Source organism: Rhodopila sp. (assembly GCF_035548235.1).
In the GTDB taxonomy this organism is placed as follows: Bacteria; Pseudomonadota; Alphaproteobacteria; order Acetobacterales; family Acetobacteraceae; genus Rhodopila.
The window spans coordinates 1-17123 of record NZ_DASZTJ010000072.1 but is presented as its reverse complement, the minus strand read 5'-3'; the positions used below and the strand labels follow the sequence as shown (position 1 = coordinate 17123).

At 68.5% G+C, this 17123-nt stretch carries 17 protein-coding genes; 9 read left to right on the top strand and 8 right to left on the bottom strand.

All coding sequences use genetic code 11. The features are described from left to right. On the bottom strand, window positions 1-685 hold a 685-nt coding region (locus VHB27_RS05900; RefSeq protein ID WP_325598171.1), incomplete at its 3' end, for a LysR family transcriptional regulator. Window positions 686-762: 77 nt separating this feature from the next. Between VHB27_RS05900 and VHB27_RS05895 the strand changes: the two genes are divergently transcribed. After that, entirely contained in the window at window positions 763-1320 is a 558-nt protein-coding gene (locus VHB27_RS05895; protein ID WP_325598169.1) for a GNAT family N-acetyltransferase, read from the top strand. A gap of 69 nt (window positions 1321-1389) precedes the next feature. Here VHB27_RS05895 and VHB27_RS05890 read toward each other — a convergent pair whose 3' ends face one another. Genes VHB27_RS05890 through VHB27_RS05880 form a run of 3 tightly spaced genes read right to left on the bottom strand, consistent with a single transcriptional unit; the run spans window position 1390 to window position 3967 of the window. Beyond that, entirely contained in the window at window positions 1390-2052 is a 663-nt protein-coding gene (locus VHB27_RS05890) for a YggS family pyridoxal phosphate-dependent enzyme (protein ID WP_325598167.1), read from the bottom strand. Next, entirely contained in the window at window positions 2049-2441 is a 393-nt protein-coding gene (locus tag VHB27_RS05885; RefSeq protein ID WP_325598165.1) for a DUF6165 family protein, read from the bottom strand. The genes VHB27_RS05890 and VHB27_RS05885 overlap by 4 nt, the downstream gene beginning before the upstream one ends. Next, entirely contained in the window at window positions 2438-3967 is a 1530-nt protein-coding gene (locus VHB27_RS05880; RefSeq protein WP_325598163.1) for a tetratricopeptide repeat protein, read from the bottom strand. The genes VHB27_RS05885 and VHB27_RS05880 overlap by 4 nt, the downstream gene beginning before the upstream one ends. Before the next feature lie 149 nt (window positions 3968-4116). On the opposite strand from VHB27_RS05880, the gene VHB27_RS05875 reads away from it, so the two are divergent. Next, a complete protein-coding gene (locus VHB27_RS05875) occupies window positions 4117-4677 on the top strand; it encodes a GNAT family N-acetyltransferase (protein WP_325598161.1) in 561 nt (186 codons plus the stop codon). A 15-nt stretch (window positions 4678-4692) separates the two neighbouring features. Here the strand turns inward: VHB27_RS05875 and VHB27_RS05870 are convergent, their stop codons facing one another. Further along, window positions 4693-5634 carry a heme o synthase gene (locus VHB27_RS05870; protein ID WP_325598175.1) on the bottom strand — a complete coding sequence of 314 codons (942 nt, stop codon included), beginning with the start codon at window positions 5632-5634 and terminating at the stop codon, window positions 4693-4695. A gap of 278 nt (window positions 5635-5912) precedes the next feature. Here VHB27_RS05870 and gatB point away from each other — a divergent pair, with 278 nt between their 5' ends. Then, the gene (gene gatB / locus VHB27_RS05865; protein WP_325598159.1) at window positions 5913-7382 is read left to right on the top strand and encodes an Asp-tRNA(Asn)/Glu-tRNA(Gln) amidotransferase subunit GatB; all 1470 of its coding nucleotides are present in this window, start codon (window positions 5913-5915) and stop codon (window positions 7380-7382) included. Between the two features lie 259 nt (window positions 7383-7641). Next, on the top strand, window positions 7642-8880 hold the full coding sequence (locus VHB27_RS05860; RefSeq protein WP_325598157.1) for a DEAD/DEAH box helicase: 1239 nt from the start codon (window positions 7642-7644) through the stop codon (window positions 8878-8880). A gap of 237 nt (window positions 8881-9117) precedes the next feature. Here the strand turns inward: VHB27_RS05860 and VHB27_RS05855 are convergent, their stop codons facing one another. Continuing rightward, window positions 9118-9366 (bottom strand): CDGSH iron-sulfur domain-containing protein, encoded by a 249-nt coding sequence (locus VHB27_RS05855; RefSeq protein WP_325598155.1) that lies wholly within the window; start codon window positions 9364-9366, stop codon window positions 9118-9120. 159 nt (window positions 9367-9525) lie between these two features. On the opposite strand from VHB27_RS05855, the gene VHB27_RS05850 reads away from it, so the two are divergent. The 3 genes from VHB27_RS05850 (at window position 9526) to ruvC (ending at window position 12527) form a co-directional block, all read left to right on the top strand. Continuing rightward, on the top strand, window positions 9526-10242 hold the full coding sequence (locus VHB27_RS05850; RefSeq protein ID WP_325598152.1) for an aspartate/glutamate racemase family protein: 717 nt from the start codon (window positions 9526-9528) through the stop codon (window positions 10240-10242). Between the two features lie 74 nt (window positions 10243-10316). Further along, window positions 10317-11900 (top strand): ABC transporter substrate-binding protein, encoded by a 1584-nt coding sequence (locus tag VHB27_RS05845; protein ID WP_325598150.1) that lies wholly within the window; start codon window positions 10317-10319, stop codon window positions 11898-11900. Window positions 11901-12023: 123 nt separating this feature from the next. After that, window positions 12024-12527: a crossover junction endodeoxyribonuclease RuvC gene (gene ruvC / locus VHB27_RS05840; RefSeq protein WP_325598148.1), complete on the top strand. Its 504-nt coding sequence runs from the start codon at window positions 12024-12026 to the stop codon at window positions 12525-12527. A 228-nt stretch (window positions 12528-12755) separates the two neighbouring features. Here the strand turns inward: ruvC and VHB27_RS05835 are convergent, their stop codons facing one another. Continuing rightward, the gene (locus VHB27_RS05835; RefSeq protein ID WP_325598146.1) at window positions 12756-14729 is read right to left on the bottom strand and encodes a hypothetical protein; all 1974 of its coding nucleotides are present in this window, start codon (window positions 14727-14729) and stop codon (window positions 12756-12758) included. A gap of 139 nt (window positions 14730-14868) precedes the next feature. On the opposite strand from VHB27_RS05835, the gene VHB27_RS05830 reads away from it, so the two are divergent. Next, complete coding sequence (locus tag VHB27_RS05830; protein ID WP_325598144.1) at window positions 14869-16017, top strand: acyl-CoA dehydrogenase family protein; 1149 nt, start codon at window positions 14869-14871, stop codon at window positions 16015-16017. Beyond that, on the top strand, window positions 16018-16527 hold the full coding sequence (locus tag VHB27_RS05825) for an NADH-quinone oxidoreductase subunit B family protein (RefSeq protein WP_413788615.1): 510 nt from the start codon (window positions 16018-16020) through the stop codon (window positions 16525-16527). Here the strand turns inward: VHB27_RS05825 and VHB27_RS05820 are convergent. Beyond that, complete coding sequence (locus VHB27_RS05820) at window positions 16514-16699, bottom strand: tautomerase family protein (protein WP_325598142.1); 186 nt, start codon at window positions 16697-16699, stop codon at window positions 16514-16516. The two genes, VHB27_RS05825 and VHB27_RS05820, sit on opposite strands and share 14 nt — an antisense overlap. Between the last annotated feature and the right edge of the window lie 424 nt (window positions 16700-17123).

Genomic DNA, 17123 nt, shown 5'->3' with positions numbered 1-17123 from the left:
TCGCCTCCACGCTGCCCAGTTCCATCACCGGCTTCACCGCCAGGCCCGCCTGCCGGAACCAGCCGTCGACGATCCCGCGCGTGTCGCTGCCGCTTTCGTAGAGGATCAACGGCCGCTCCGAGAGCCACGCCGGCGACAGGTCCCCCTCGGCCGGCCAGGACTCGGGCACCAGCGCGACGAGGCTGTCGCGATGCAGCGTCACGGCGCTCAGCTTCGGGGCCAGCCGGCGCGGCAGCGTCACCAGCCCGGCATCCAGGCTGCCGTCCTCCACCCGCCGCAGGATGTCGGGCGAGTTGCCGGTGACCACGACGATCTCCAGCGCCGGCATGCGTCGCCGCGCGTCCGCGAGGGCGGACGGCAGCAGGTAGATGCAGGCGGTGGCGCCGGTCCCCAGGCGGACACGGCCGAATTCGCCCGATCGGCAGGCGGCCGCGGCGTCGATGACCTCAGCCGCCGCGGCCTGGGTTCGGCGCGCCGGCTCCAGGATCGCCATGCCGGCCGCGGTGGGGACTGCGCGCCCCTCGGCGCGTTCCAGCAGCCGTACGCCCAGGGAACGCTCCATCTCCCGCAACTGCTGGCTGGCGGCGGGCTGGGTCAGATGGAGGGAGCGGGCGGCCTCGGTGACGCTTCCCAGGTCGAGGGTGGCGAGGAAGGTGCGGATCTGGCGAAGGGTCGGGCTGGACATAAGCGAAATTTATACTTATGGGCCAAATAGGAAAAATATTCTTTGGGACGAGCGGCCAGGCCACGAGAATGGCCGGCATGGAAACGACACCCCTGATCCGTCCGGCCCTGGACGACGACGTCCCCGCCATTGCCGCGATCTATGCCGATCACGTGCGCCACGGCTTCGCCTCCTTCGAGACCGATCCCCCCACGACCGCCGAAATCGCTCGGCGCCGCGCGGCGCTGCTGGACCAGGGCTATCCATACCTGGTCGCGACGCTGGACGGCGCCGTCGCCGGCTATGCCTATGCCGGCCCCTATCGGCCGCGCGCCGCCTATCGCGACACCGTGGAGAACTCGGTCTATCTGCACCCGGACCGGATCGGGTCCGGGTTGGGGACCGCGCTGCTTTCGGCGCTGATCGCGGCCTGCGAGGACCGCGGCTTCCGGCAGATGGTGGCGGTGGTGGGCGACAGCGGAAACCACCGGTCCGTCCGGCTGCACCAGCGCCTGGGGTTCCGGCTGGTCGGGACGCTGGAGTCCGTGGGCCATAAGCACGGGCGCTGGCTCGACACCGTGCTGTTGCAACGCGCCCTCGGCGCCGCGAACACAGCGCCTCCGTTGGCGCGGGGTGCCGAGAGGGAACGCGCCTAAGAGATCGCCGACGCCGGCGATGGCGGCCGGGACAGCGTCACGCGGCCGTGGCCGCCGCGGGGCCGTCCGTCACCGCGACCCGAAGATCGCGCTGCCGACCCGGACCCAGGTGGCGCCGCAGGCGATGGCGATCTCGAAATCCGCCGACATCCCCATCGACACGACCGGCAGCCCGTGCCGCGCCGCCCGGTCGGCAAGCCAGGTGAAATGCGGCCGGGGGTCCTCGCCCTGCGGCGGGACGCACATCAGCCCGCGCAGCGCGGCGCCGAAGCGGCCCTTGCAGTCGTCGATGAACCCGTCGGCGTCCACGCGGGAGACGCCGGATTTCTGGTCCTCGGCGCCGACGTTGACCTCGATCAGCAGGTTCGGCGTGCGGCCTTCCTTGGCGGCGGCCGCCGCCAGCGCGTCGGCGAGCTTCGGACGGTCCAGCGTCTCGATCACGTCGGCGATCCGCACCGCGTCGCGCGCCTTGTTGGTCTGCAGGCCGCCGATGATGTGCAGGCTGAAGGCGTGCGCGCCGCGCAGGGCCGGGAACTTGCCCGCCGCCTCCTGCACCCGGTTCTCGCCGAACACGCTCTGGCCCGCCGCCAGCGCGGCAAGGACCACCTCGACCGGCTTGGTCTTGGAGACGGCGACCAGCGTCACGTCCTCCGGCTTGCGGCCGGCGGCGATGGCGGCGTTGGCGATGCGGTCGCGCACGTGGCGCAGGTTGTCGGCGATCGGATCGGTCATGGCGCCTGACCATAGGCCGAATACTGCTTTTCCTCCACCACCTCCGACCCCAGGACGCGGTTGATCGCCGCCTTGATCCGCCAGCGTTCGTCGTTCTCCCGGTAGACCGAACGGGCGAGGGCGACGAAGGTGGGGCCGAAATCGCCAGCGGCTTCGTGCTCGCGGATCCGGTCCTCGATCCGCCACAGGCGCAGGTTGACGGCGAGCAGGCCCGACAGCAGCGGCCGGAGAGGCCGAGGGGGTTCGCCCCCGACCGCCGTCAGGGCCGCCAGTTCGTGCGCCGCGTTGGCGCGGGCCGACGGATCGCGCAGCCGGTCGACCTTGATGCGCAGGATGGCGATCTTGTCCCAGAGCTCGCCCCAGGAAACAGGGACGGACGGCGCGGTCATGGCCCGACCATCCGCGCCAGCCGTTCGGCCATGGGGCCGAAGACCGAGGTCCAATCGCCGTCCGTCCGCTGGCGGAACAGCCGCATCGACGGGTACCAGGGGCTGTCGTCGCGATCCAGCATCCACCGCCAGTCCGGCACCTTGCGCAGCGCGACCCAGACCGGGCGATCCAGCGCCCCGGCGAGATGGGCGATCGAGGTATCGGAGGTGATCACCAGGTCCACCACGTCCATCACCGCCGCGGTATCGACGAAGGCATCGGCGCCGTCATCCAGCCCCGCCAGCGTCTCGACGGCAAACGGCACGCCGGCGATCTGCGCCTCGCCCTCGCCCTTCTGCAGGCTGACCAGGCGCACGTTCGCAATCGCGGCCAGGGGCGCGAAGCTGGCGAGCGGCAGGGATCGGCCGTTATCCTCGTGCCGCCCGGAAAACCCTTGCCACGCGATGCCGATACGGAAGCCGTCGGGCCCGATCCGGTCCCGCCAGGCCGTCACCCGTGCCGGTTCGGCGAACAGGTAGGGTGGCGTTCGCGGCGGGACGCGCATGCGGGCGGGCAGGCTCAGCAAGGGCGCGACGACGTCGAACGGAGGCAACGGGCCGTCGGCCGGCACCAGCGTCGGCATGTCCGGATTGGAACCCAGCAGGCGCAGCAGGCGCGGCGGCGCCTCGAACAGCACCCGTCCCTCGATCGCGGGCACATAGCGGGCGAACTGGATGACGTCGCCCAGCCCCTGTTCGCCGTGCACCAGCAGCGTGCGGCCTTCCAGGCCGTCGCCCGACCATTGCGGCTGGCTGAAGGTCCGCATCGGCACGGCACCGGCGCGGAACCGCTGTTCCCATCCCGCCCAGGCCTCCTCCGGCCGCCCCTGCAGGTTCATCAGCAGCGACCAGTTGTAGAGCAGTACCGGGTCCTCCGGCGCCAGGGTCAGCGCGCGGCGGAGCGTCGCCTCGGCATCGGCGAACGCCCCCCGTTCCTTCTGGACACTCGACAGGTTCACCAGCGCGCCAGGGTCCGGCGGCGCGAGGCGGAGCTCGCGTTCCGCTTCCTCCAACCGGCCGGCGAGACGCAGCGCGGTGCCCAGGTTGTTGTGCAGGTCGGGCAGCGCGGGGTCGAGGCGCAGCGCCTGCCGATAGGCCTGGATCGCGGCCTCGGCGTCGCCCGCGTCGCACAGCGCGTGGCCGAGGACCTGATAGGCGGGGGCGCTGGATGGGCGGGCCTTCAGCACGATCCGCGCGCACGCCGCCGCTTCCTGCGCCCGTCCCAGGCCCAACAGCGCATTCGCCCGGGTCAACTGGAACGCCGCGGCGGGCCGAAGCGCGATCGCCTTCCGGATCATCTCATCCGCCGCATCGGGGCGGCCGGTCTGCAGGAAGAGCGCACCCAGCGCATGCATCGCCTCGGCGTGGCGCGGCATGGCGGCGATCACCTGGCGATAGGCCTGCTCCGCCTCGCCGAAGCGGCCCGCCATGTGGCACTGCTGGCCGAGGCGGAAGGCTGACTCGGCCTGCTGAGTCCGTCTGCTCATGCCAAAGGACGTAACCGGGCGCGGACGAACGGTCCAGTTCGCGGATGCGTTCGGAGCGATTTCGGGATACGCGGTTCTCCGTATTGCACGGCGATGACCGGGCGGGCGAAACTGCGGTAGAGTGAGAGGCTAGAGGTGTGGAGCACGGGATGTTAGGTCGTGTCACCAGAGCCAGGGTCACGGTGACCTTCCTGCGCATGGACGGGCCGCCGGACTGGCCCGCGCCCAAGCTGCCGGCCGATATGCGCATCATCTTCATGCGCAATCCCTCGGTGCCGTTCTATCGCTACCTGTACAATACAGTGGGTGAGGACTACCTCTGGTGGCTCAATCGCGTGATGTCGGACGCCGATCTCGCACGCATGCTGGCCAATCCGGCGGTGACCATCCATGTGCTGTCCAAGGGCGAGGAGGTCGGCGGGTTCTTCCAGCTCGACGCCAGCCATTGGCCGGATGTGAACCTCAGCTATTTCGGCCTGATGCCGCACATGGTCGGCCATCGCATCGGGTCCGCCTTCCTGCGCTGTGCCGTGGACGAGGTCTGGCGCTCCGGCGCGACGGGGATGACGGTCAACACCTGCACGGCGGACCATCCGCGGGCCTTGCCGAACTATTTGCGCGCCGGGTTCGAGGTGGTGCGCCAGGTGCAGGAGACGTGGGCGATTCCCGATGAGCTGGGGATGAAGATCCCGCCCGCCCTCCGGGTATGATGCGGGACGGGCGTATCAGGCCAGCGCGTGCATCACCCAGTGGTCGACCGCCAGCGCGCCGAACAGCACGAACAGGTACAGCACCGAGTATTTGAACGCCTTCTTCGCCGGCTGGTCGCCGGTCAGGCTGACCCCCGTCTCATCCTGCTTGTCCCGCATCACCTGCCAGGCGTGCCAGAGGAACAGGGCGCCCAGGACCAGCGCGGCGGCCAAATAGATCGGGCCGGCCGCGCCCATGAAATAGGGCAGCGTGGTGAAGGGCACCATCAGGATGGTGTAGCCCAGGATGTTCAGCCTGGTGACCCGGGCGCCGGCGACGACAGGCAGCATCGGCACGCCGGCGACGCGGTAATCCTCGTTCGCCCAGAGCGCCAGCGACCAGAAATGCGGCGGGGTCCAGATGAAGATGATGCCGAACAGCACCAGGGCGGTCGGGCCGATCGAGCCGGTGGCGGCCGCCCAGGCGATCACCGGCGGCAGGGCGCCGGCCGCGCCGCCGATGACGATGTTCTGCGGCGTGCGGCGCTTCAGCCAGATCGTATAGATGAAGATGTAGAAGAAGGCCGAGAACGCCAGCGCCGCCGCCGCCGGCCCGTTGACCGTCGCCCACATCGCCGCCACCGAGGCGGCCGCCAGGACGATGCCGAACCACAGGCCGCCGGCCGGCGAGACGCGCCCCGCCGCGATCGGACGGTTGCGCGTGCGGCGCATCAGCCGGTCGATGTCGCGGTCGTACCACATGTTGATCGCGCCGCAGGCCCCTGCCGCGCCGGTGATGCAGGCGATCGCCATCAGGCTTTGGAACGGCGGCAGGTGACCCGGCGCAATGACCAGCCCGATCACGCCGGTGTAGACGACCAGGAGCAGAACCCGCGGTTTCAGCAGAGCCAGCCAGTCGGACAACGTAGCGTTTCCCACAGCCAGAGGGATGTGGGCAGAGACCTGCTCTGACAAGATGCGAAGCTCCACAAGTCGGCCAGCGGGATCACCGCCAGCGGCGGTCGACCCATTCAGCTACCAGATAGCCGCAACGACGTAAAACCCGCAACCGAGTGCGGATGGCGGTTTTGATGTCCGAGGGTTGCGCGGCGGTGGCGCCACATCCTATATCGGCCCCCCTGTGCGGCGATCCGTCCGGCCGCGCCTCCGTCGTGGCCGCGCCGTCGTGGTCCGCCGCCGTGCTCGGACCCGGTTCGATCCTCCGCATCCTGGCCTTTTCGCCCGAAAGACGCAGCATGAGCTATACGATCGCCGGGTCCTCCGGCCCCTGGGAAATCGTCGTCGGCCTGGAAGTGCATGCCCAGGTCGTCAGCAACGCCAAGCTGTTCAGCGGCGCCGCCACCGCCTTCGGCGCGGAGCCGAACACGCAGGTCAGCTTTGTCGATGCCGCTTTTCCGGGCATGCTGCCGGTCGTCAACCGCGAATGCGTCGCCCAGGCGGTGCGGACCGGCCTGGGGCTGAATGCGCATATCCACCTGGTCAGCCGGTTCGACCGGAAGAACTATTTCTATGCCGACCTGCCGGCCGGCTATCAGATCAGCCAATACGAGCACCCGATCGTCGGCACCGGCACGGTGGAGATCGAACTGTCCGACGGTTCCACCCGCGCGATCGGCATCACCCGCCTGCACCTGGAGCAGGACGCCGGCAAGTCGCTGCACGACCAGCATCCGACCAAGTCCTATATCGACCTGAACCGAGCGGGCGTGGCCCTGATGGAGATCGTGTCGGAGCCGGACATCCGGAGTCCGGAGGAAGCCGGCGCCTATCTCCGCAAGCTGCGCTCGATCCTGCGCTATCTCGGCACCTGCGACGGCAACATGGAGGAAGGCTCGATGCGCGCGGACGTCAACGTCTCGGTGCGCAGGCATGGGGAGCCGTACCGCACGCGCTGCGAGGTGAAGAACGTCAACTCGGTCCGCTTCGTGATGCAGGCGATCGAGGCCGAGGCGATCCGCCAGATCGAGGTCTGGGAGTCGGGCGGGACGGTGATGCAGGAGACGCGGCTGTTCGACTCGAGCCGCGGCGTGACCCGGTCGATGCGGTCGAAGGAAGACGCGCACGACTACCGTTATTTCCCCGATCCGGACCTGCTGCCGCTGGTGCTGGAGGAAGACTGGGTCGCCGCGCTGAAAGCCTCCCTGCCCGAACTGCCGGACGCCAAGCGGGCCAGGTTCATCCGCGAGTACGGACTGACGCCCTATGATGCCGCGGTGCTGGTGGCGGAGCGGGCGACGGCGGATTTCTATGAGACGGTGGCCCGAGGAGGGAATGCGAAGGCGCGGGACGCGAAGACCGCCGCCAACTGGGTGATGGGGGATTTCTTCGCCGCCTTGAACCGGACGGGGCGGACCATCGAGGACCCGCCGGTCAGCGCCGCCGCCCTGGGCGGGCTGCTGGACCTGATGGCCGACAACACGATCAACGGCAAGATCGCCAAGGACGTGTTCGAGGCGATGGTCGAGACCGGCAAGGACGCTGCGGCCATCGTCGATGAGAAGGGGCTGCGGCAGGTCACCGACACCGGCGCGATCGACGCGGCGGTGGACGCGATCCTGGCGGCCAATGCCGACAAGGTGGCGGAGTACCGGTCCGGCAAGGACAAGCTGTTCGGCTTCTTCGTCGGCCAGACGATGAAGGCGATGGCCGGCAAGGCGAACCCGGCGCTGGTGAACGAGACGCTGAAGCGCAAGCTGGCGGGGTAAGGCGAGGCGCCTGAGCGGCGCTGGGCCCCGCGGACGCCATGGCGAAGGCCACGTCCGTCGCACCGCGCCGCACAAAAACCTTGCAATTCCTCCACATCTCCCCGATATGCACGCCGTCTTTCCGAGATTGCGTGATCAGCGGGCCGATTTTCCCCGCGTTTCCGGAAATCCTGTTTGAAATCCGTTCGTCCCCCTCGATCATGCGGGGTGGCGGACCCAAGGCCCGCCTATGACGCGGCGCCGGAGTGAACCTTTCCTCGTGACCGATTTGTCTTTCGCGGCCCTCGGCCTCGCCGAACCGCTGCTGCGTGCTCTGCAAACCCGCAAATTCGTTACTCCCACCCCGATCCAGGCCGATTCCATCCCGCCGTTGCTGGCTGGCCGCGACCTTCTGGGCATCGCGCAGACCGGCAGCGGCAAGACCGCCGCGTTCAGCCTGCCCATGCTGCATCACCTGGGCGCCCAGCCGGTGCGGCCGGCGCCGTTCACCACGCGGGCGCTGATCCTGGCGCCGACGCGCGAGCTGGCGCTGCAGATCGATGAGACGGTCCGCTTCCTGTCCGCCAATCTCCGCCTGCGCACCGTCGTCATCATCGGCGGCGCCAGCCGGTTCAAGCAGGTCGAGGCGATGCGCCGCGGTGCTGATATCGTCATCGGCACGCCGGGCCGCGTCTGCGACCTGATGAACACGCGGGAGCTGAACCTGGCCGGCGTGTCCTGCTTCGTGCTGGATGAGGCCGATCGGATGCTGGACCTGGGCTTCATCAAGGACATCCGCCGCGTCGTGGCGGCGCTGCCGCAGAAGCGGCAATCCTGCCTGTTCTCCGCCACCATGCCGCGGGAGGTCACGTCGCTGGCCGAAAGCCTGCTGCGCGAGCCGGTGCGGGTGGAGATCGAACGCAAGGAAGAGACCGCACCGAAGATCGACCAGTTCGTCCACCACCTGCCGCAATCCGGCAAGCAGTCGCTGCTGCTGTCGCTGCTGCAGGACCAGGGATTGAGCCGGGTGATCGTGTTCACCCGCACCAAGCACGGCGCCAACAAGGTCGCCGCCGCGATCGAGAACGCCGGCCACCAGGTCAACGCGATCCACGGCAACAAGAGCCAGTCGCAGCGCGAGAAGGCCCTGCGGGAGTTCCGCACCGGCCGGGCGCGGGTGCTGGTCGCCACCGATATCGCGGCGCGCGGCATCGACGTGACGGGCGTGTCGCACGTGGTCAACTTCGACCTGCCGGCCGAACCGGAGAGCTATGTCCACCGCATCGGCCGGACCGGCCGAGCGGGGGCGGCCGGCGTGGCGATCTCGTTCTGCGATCCCGAGGAACGGGGGACGCTGCGGGTGATCGAGCGGCTTCTCGGCGGCCCGATCACGATCGTCGGGGACGCGCCCCCGCCGATGCAATCCCAGGGGCAGGGCAAGCGCCCCGGCGCCCCCGGCCAGGCCCGCCGCCGCCGTTTCAACGGCAACCAACCCCGCGGCATGCGTTCGGCCGCGTAGCCAGGGCGGGGGACTGGCCTTTCCCCCCGTACGCAACCTGCGGCGACGCGGACTCCCTCGCGTTGCCGTGGCGATGGCCGGCGCACCAAGCTATGTGCCATGGCCGGGCTTGTCCCGGCCACCCGCGACGTCCATGCCATCGATGGGTCAAAGGCCTGGATGACCGGCCCACGGCCGGTCATGGCGCGCGGGGACCGCGACAGGCAGGCGGCCGCTTCTCCTTAGGGCAGGTTCTTGTTAGGGCAGGTTCTTGTGCGAACCGTCGCAGCGCGGCTGGTTGCCCGTCGCCTTGCAGCCGCAGAATGACACGATCCCGCTGGTCTCCGCCTCGAACTTCAGCGGGCTGAATGCCGATCCCTTGTGCGAACCGTCGCAAAACGGCTGCTTGCCGCTTTTGCCGCAGGCACACCACCAATAGGCCTTACCGGCCTCCACTTCGACTTTGTAGGACCCTTTCTGGGCGACGACAGGTATCGTTCCAGACATCACTTCCCCCTGTTTCGGCGCCGCGAAAATCCGCAGCGCCCGATTGGGTGGAAGCCTAGTCGCGACGACGGGGTTCGTGAAGGGGAGAGCGGCCGCCGGCGCGGTCTCCGCGAAATGGCGCCTTGCACGCAGCGCCCTCGCCGCTCTACGAACGCAGCCATGAACACCAAGGTGCTGGGCGTCCTGGGCGGAATGGGTCCCCTCGCGAGTGCGCATTTCATGCTGCGCCTGACCTTGCTGACGCCCGGTGAGCGCGACGCCGACCATATCCCGGCCGTGCTCTGGTCCGATCCCACCATTCCCGGCCGGCCCGAGTTCTTGGAAGGCCGCGGTCCGGATCCCCTGCCGGCGCTGCTGCGCGGCATACAGGGTCTCCGCCAGGCGGGGTGCGGCGCGATCGTCATTCCGTGCAACACGGCGCATTACTGGTACCAGCCGATGCTGGACGCCGCCGGCGTGCCGATCTTCCACATCGTCGACGCGGCCGCCGAAGACCTGCGCGCCGCCGGCATCAAGCCCGGCCCGATCGGGCTGATGTCCACGGCCGCCACCCAAAGGTTGCACATCTACCAGGACCGGCTCTCCAGCCTGGGCTGGGACTGCCTGGTGCCGGACGCCGATGAAATGGCCGGCAAGATCGCGCCGGCGATCGCCGCGGTGAAAGCCAACCAGGTCGGGCGTGCCTATGAACCGCTGCGCCAGGTGGTCAACGGCCTCGCGGCCCGCGGCGCGCAAGCGGTCGTCCTGGGCTGCACGGAAATCCCGCTGGGGATCCTCGCCGGACCTGCGGACGGGCTGCAGGCGCCGGTGATCGATACGGTCGACTCGCTGGCGCGGGCGGCGATCCGTTGGGCCAAGGGACCACCCGCCGCTTAGACCGGCCGCACTCCGGCGCCGGACTGGCATTCGACTTGCTTCGTCCGCGCCGCCTATCATCAGGAGGTTCATCGATGCAGCGACGCAGTTTCCTTGCCGGCGCCGCGGCCGCGTTGCCGGCAGCCCGCGCCTTCGCCCAAACGGGGAAAGCCAGCGTCCTGCGCTACGTGCCGCAAGCGGACCTGACCGTGATCGATCCGGTCATGACCACCGCCTATATCACCCGCTTCCACGCGACCATGGTGTGGGACCAGCTTTACGGCATCGACCACACGCTGACGCCGCAGCCGCAGATGGTCCAGGGCCATACGGTGGAGGACGGCGGCAAGCTCTACACCTTCACCCTGCGCGACGGGCTGATGTTCCACGACAAGACGCCGGTGCGCGGGCGCGACTGCATCGCCTCGATCAAGCGCTGGGCGGCGCGCGATCCGATGGGCCAGGCGCTGATGGCGCGGGTGGACGAGATGGGCGCGCCGGACGACAAGCGCTTCACCATCCGGCTGAAGCGCCCCTTCGCGCTGGTGCTGAACTGCCTGGCCAAGATCGGGCCGCCGGCGCTGGTGATCATGCCGGAGCGGCTGGCCAATACCGATCCGTTCACCGCGATCACCGAGATCGTGGGCAGCGGACCGTTCACCTTCGTCGCCAGCGAACGCGTCGTCGGCAGCCGTGTCGTCTATGCCAAGAACAAGGACTACGTGCCCCGGCCCAGCGGGACCGTCGACTGGCTGGCGGGGCCGAAGATCGTGCATTTCGACCGGGTCGAGTGGGTGGTGATCCCCGACCCTGCCACCGCCGCCGGCGCCTTGACCGAGGGCGAGGTCGACTGGTGGGAAAACCCGCAGAACGACATATTACCGCTGCTGCAGAAAGCGAGCGGCGTGCGCACCGAACTCGGCACGCCGCTGGGCAATATCGGGACGGGGATCTTCAACCACCTCTATCCGCCGTTCGACAAGCCGGCGGTGCGGAAAGTGGTGCTGCAGGCGATGTCGCAGGCCGACTTCATGACGGCTGCCGCGGGCACCGATCCGAAGATGTGGAAGGACGGCATCGGCACCTTCGCGCCCGGCACGCCGATGGCCAGCAGCAAGGGCCTGTCGGTGCTGAGCGCGCCGAAGCCGGGACTGCCGGCGCTGAAGAAGGCGCTGGTGGACGCCGGGTACAAGGGCGAGAAGATCGTCTTCATGGCGCCGTCGGACCAGGCGGCGCTGTTCGGCATGTGCGCCGTCGCCCAGGACATGCTGCAGAAGATCGGCATGAACGTCGATTACGCCGTGATGGACTGGGGCACGCTGGTGCAGCGCCGCGCCAGCAAGTCGCCGCCGGACAAGGGCGGCTGGAACATGTTCATCACAAGCTGGGCCGGCATCGACATGACGACGCCGATCACCAACCAGCCGCTGCGGTCGAACGGCGACAAGGCCTGGTTCGGCTGGCCCAACCTGCCGCCGGTGCAGCAGGGCATCGAGGCGTGGCTGGAAGCCCCGAACCTGGCGGCGCAGCAGACGATCGCCGGCGACATCCAGGAGAAGGCGCTGGACCTACTGCCGTACCTGCCGCTGGGGCAGTATTTCTATGACACGGCGTGCCGGACGAACATCACGGGCATCATCCCCGGCCAGTTCGTCTTCTGGAACGTGCGCCGCACCTGACCCTGTCCCCCGCGTCCGTGCTAGTCTGCCGCCGGAGACGGCCGCCCGATTCGGGCGGTCTCCGGCGCGGGTGGCCCCGGTTGGGCGGCCCAGATCGGCACGACCAGGAGGACGAGCAGACGCATGACCAGGGTGCTTGGCATCGATCCCGGCCTGAGGTTCACCGGCTGGGGCATCATCGAGGCGGAAGGCCCCAGCCTGCGCTATGTCGCGTCCGGCGTCATCGCCACCGACGGGGAGGACCGGTTACCGTTACGACTGAAACGTCTTCATGACGGGCTGTCCGACCTTCTGGCCCGCTACCAGCCGGCCGAGGCCGCCGTCGAGGAAACTTATTTCAACAGCAACGGAACGACCTCGCTGAAGTTGGGGTATGCCCGCGCGATCGCGCTGCTGGCGCCGGCGATGGCGGATATTCCTGTTTCGGAATATCCGGCGAAGACTGTGAAGAAGGCGATTTCAGGCTCCGGTTCGGCGGATAAGCGGCAGGTCGGCCTGATGGTCACGAGGCTGATGCCTGCGGCGGTGACAAACCGAGCGGACGCGGCCGATGCGCTGGCGGTGGCGATCTGCCATGCGTATCATCGGACGTCGTTGCTGGCTTGGAACAAGGCGCTGGCGTCCTGATGCGCTCGCCTGACGTAATGGCCTTTCGACGTCACGGGAATCGAAGGGCCCCTGCGCGTTAGGACAAGCAGCGCCATGGCATCGGCGCCTCTGCCGCAGCACGGCCGCAGTGCGGGCCAGCTACGCCTTGCCCCTGTATCGACACCGCTGCATCGACACCGCCGGGCGCGGATGGCGGGCCTCCGCCCGCCATGACGGGAAGGGGTCGGTGCGACCCCGCCGCGAATGTCAGATCTTCAACGCCCCCACCGCGTCCGCGACCGCCTGGCGCGCTTTCGCCGCGTCCGTCTCGGCCGAGGCGATCGCCTTGCGCAGCGTCTCCGCACGGGTTTCCGATGCATCCAGCGCCTGAACCAGGCGGGTCCGCAGGGCATCCCCCGCCGTCACGACCGCCAGGTTCTTGCGCAGGCGATCCTGGTCCGCCAGCACGTCATCCATCTGCGCCTGCAGCGCCTTCACGCCGGCCGCCTGGCGCGCGGCGGCCTGCCGCAACTCCAGCACATGCCGCAGCGCCGTCCGCGCGGCCGGGTTCAACGTGTCCTGGTTGCAGACGAAAGCAAGCACCGACTCGTCGCCGTCGATCAAAGCCACGGTGCGGCTGACCGGCTGGTCCAGGAACGCGGTCAGCGTCCGCGTTTCCCCGGGTGCGAGCGCGACGGCGACGCGATAGGCGGTCGCGGTCTCCTCGGTCGCCTTGGTCTTCCCGTCCGCGAAGGTCAGGGTCTGTCCCAGGCCGCCCCGGGGCAATTCCAGCAGCAGGTTGCGCGACTCCTGGGCTGGACCGGTCATGGTGATCTCGATCGCCTGGCGGGACCGGACCGTGTAGGTCATCACGCCGTTCGCGACGGTCACCGCGGTGGCGATGTCGGGCCGGGGCGACTGCTTCGTTTCGACCGTCGTCCGAAGGTCTTGGGCGAAGGACACCAGCCGCGTTTCGCCCGCCGGCACGCCGCCCAGGCGCGCGTCGCCGGCGAAACCGGTCTCGTTCGCAACGGTATCATAGACCGTGATGACGCCCGCCGGCAGGCTGTGTGCGCTGTCCGCCTTCAGCCGGACCGATGTCAGCGGATGCGTCGCCCTGAACGGCACAAGGCCGACGCGCGGGGCGGCCTGCGTCGAATCGAAGATCGCGACGTTGAGCGAATGACCGGCTTGCAGCTCGATGGGCTGCGGCAGGGTGAAGACCGTCTCGTCGCCGGTTTCCGCCACCGATGTCGCGGGCGCCGCCGCCAGGGCCGGCGCCAGCTTCGGCGCGGCCATGCCCACCGGAGCCGGAGCCGGCGGCGGCGCGGCGGCCGGTTCGGCGAAGGCCTGCATGGCGCGGGCACGGGTGTCGATATCCGGCAGCACATGCCCCAGGATCTCGACGGGCACCTCCGGGCGCTGCACGAAATAGCTGCGATACAAGGCCTGCCGGAAGGCAACCGGGTTGCCGTATTGCAGCGTCAGCGCGACGCCTTTCCAGTCGGCGCCGGACTGGTTCTCCAGCGTCGCCCAGCCTTGGAGATGCGCCGTGCTCCCAGGATCGAGCACCAGCCGATACGTCGCCTTCCACAACGGCGCGCCGGCGACATAGCCGATATCGACGGTGCGCTTGCCGCCGCCCGTCAGATGGATCGTCACATGCCGCACCGCCTGCCTCGCCTGCGCTCGGATCGCCTCCAGCGCGCGGTCGACCTGGGCACGCAGGACCGGATTGGCGATCTGGACGCTGCCGGCGTCCTCCAGCACGAACTGCTGCAAGCCCTCGGCGCCCAGCAGGGTGACGCGCGTGCGTTTCTGGCTGACCTGGCCGTTGGTTTCCTGCTCCTCCTCCGCGTTCATCAGCCGCCCGGTCATCGGACGCGACCCCTGGACGGTCACTTCCACGCCGCGCAAGGCATTGAGGAGGGCGATCGGGGAGTCCAGCGCCGCGGGCCCGAAGGGGGCGTCGCCGAACGCCTGCACCGTGTCGTCGCGGCCCGGCAGGGTGACGTTCGCCACGCCGCCCGCAGGATCGAACACGACCAGCGACATCAGCAGGTCGTCGACCTGGCCGATCGGCACGTCCAGGCCAACGGAGCCGGCGCCGTCGACCTCGGCCTCGTATTCGTAATAACCGACGCCGCCGGTGGACAGGACGACGCGCTTCAGCGCGGTATCCGCAAGACAGGCCGACGCGCCGAGGCAGGTCGACAGGATGACGGCAATCAGCAGGCGCATCGGCTCTTTCTCGACTTGGACGATACGGCATCATAAGGCCGCACGCCCAGGATGCGCACCCACCGCATTTGGTGGACCGGCGTCACAGGCAGGTGTAGACCGGTCCCAAATACAAATTGGTCCATCATCGAGGCCCGCCATGCCCGACAGCATCACCCCGTCCGTGTCGCCCGACGGCGACAGCATGATCGTCGATATGATCCGCCGCTTCAGCCAGGAGCGCCTGGCGCCCCTGGCCGCGGAACGGGAGAAGACCAAGCGTATCGAAGCCGACGTCATCGCGGAACTCGGGGAGCTTGGCGTCTTCGGCGCGACCACGCCGGCGCAGTGGGACGGCAGCGAAATCGATCCGGTCACCTATGCCAAGGTGGTGGAGGAAATCGCCGCCGGGGACGGGTCGGTCTCCACCATGGTGTCGGTCCATAACTCCCCGACCTGCATCGTGATCGGCAATTACGGGACCGATGCGCAGAAGGACCGCTGGCTGCGCAAGCTGGCGACCGGGGAGCATGTCGGCTCCTTCGGCCTGACCGAACCGCAGGCCGGGTCGGACGCGTCGAACCTGCGCACCCGAGCGGTGAAGAAAGGCGACCGCTATGTCGTCAACGGGGCGAAGCAGTTCATCAGCAATGCCACCCACCCCGGCAGCCTGGTGTTCTTCGCCGTCACCGACCCCTCGGCCGGGAAGAAAGGCCTGTCCGCCTTCGTCATCGACAAGACGCATCCCGGCTTCTCGGTCGCGCGGGTGGAGGAAAAGCTGGGCCAGAAGGCGTCCGACACCTGCGCCCTGACCTTCGAGGACGCCGAAATCCCCGAGGACCAGCGCATCGGCGCCGAGGGCGAAGGCTACAAGATCGCGCTGTCCACGCTGGAGTCCGGCCGGATCAGCATCGCGGCGCAGAGCATCGGCATGGCGCGCGCCGCGCTGGACTACGCGGTGGGATACGCCAGGGACCGCAAGGCGTTCGGCGGCGCGATCATCGATTTCCAGGCCGTCGGCTTCCGCCTCGCCGACGCCAAGACCCGGCTGGAGGCCGCTCGGCAGCTCACGCTCTATGCCGCGCGGCTGAAAGCCGAGGGGCGGCCGGCGCTGGAGGCCGCCTGCATGGCCAAGCTGTTCGCATCCGAAGCCGCCGAGGCCATCTGCACCACCGCGATCCAGACGCTGGGCGGGTACGGGTTCCTGGCCGACTATCCGGTCGAGCGGATCTACCGCGACGTCCGCGTCTGCCAGATCTACGAAGGCACGTCGGACGTGCAGAAGCTGATCCTGCAGCGGATGCTCTAAGTGGTCCTGTATCACCTGCTGCAGGGGCTGAAGCGGCCGGTCACCGAACCGCCGCCGCCCCTGGATCCCGAGATGGCGGCGATGGCGTCGACGCTGGACAAGGTGGCGCAGAAGCGGCTGGGCCACAGCCTGTCGATCCGGATGGTCGACGCCGGATCCTGCAACGGCTGCGAGCTGGAAATCCACGCACTCAGCAACGCGTTCTACGACCTGGAGCGGTACGGGCTGCGTTTCGTCGCCTCGCCGCGCCACGCCGATGTGCTGCTGGTGACCGGGCCGGTGACCAAGAACATGCGGGAAGCACTGGAGCGTGCCTGGGTCGCCACGCCCAACCCGAAATGGGTGGTGGCGGTCGGCGATTGCGGCGCCGATGGCGGGGTCTTCGCCGGCAGCTATGCGGTGGAGGGCGGGGTATCGGCGGTCATCCCCGTCGACGTGACGGTCCGTGGCTGCCCCCCAACGCCGCGGCAGTTGCTGCAAGGACTGCTGTCGCTGTTCACCGCTCGCTGAACAGCACGCCGCCTTTTGCCTTGTTGTCCTTCGAGGACTCGACGATCTGCACCGTCACCGACTCCGGTGCGACCTTGAAATGTTTGACCACGGCGGCGGTGATGTCCTGGATCAGGCCACGCTTCTGATCCAGGCTGCGGCCCTCAACGGCGTGAACGTAGATTTCCGGCACGAGGATCCTCCTGTCGCGACAGGATGGAAATGGGCGCGGGATGCTGTCAACGGCCGCAAGCCCAGGAGGTGATCCGGTCCCATGGGACCGGCTCGTTCTCCTACTGCTTCTTGCGGATAATCTTGACTTTTATCGTCACGACCACCACACATTCCCAGCAGGAAGTTGATGGTTGATCGTATCAACGTCCTCCAAAGTGAAACCGGCGGGGCCTATCCCCGCCGGTTTTTTGATTCAACGGTCCGAACGTGAAGAAAGCGTTTACGCCAGCCTGACGATCTGTCGCTTTTTTCAGCCTTTTGACGTCACGACCGGGACCGTCTTAATTGTTACAAACGCGGGGCGCGCTTGTGACGTGGCCCTGCTTCCGCCATAAGCGGCGGCGATTGCGACCAGCTCTTTTCATCGAGGTCCGTGAATGCCC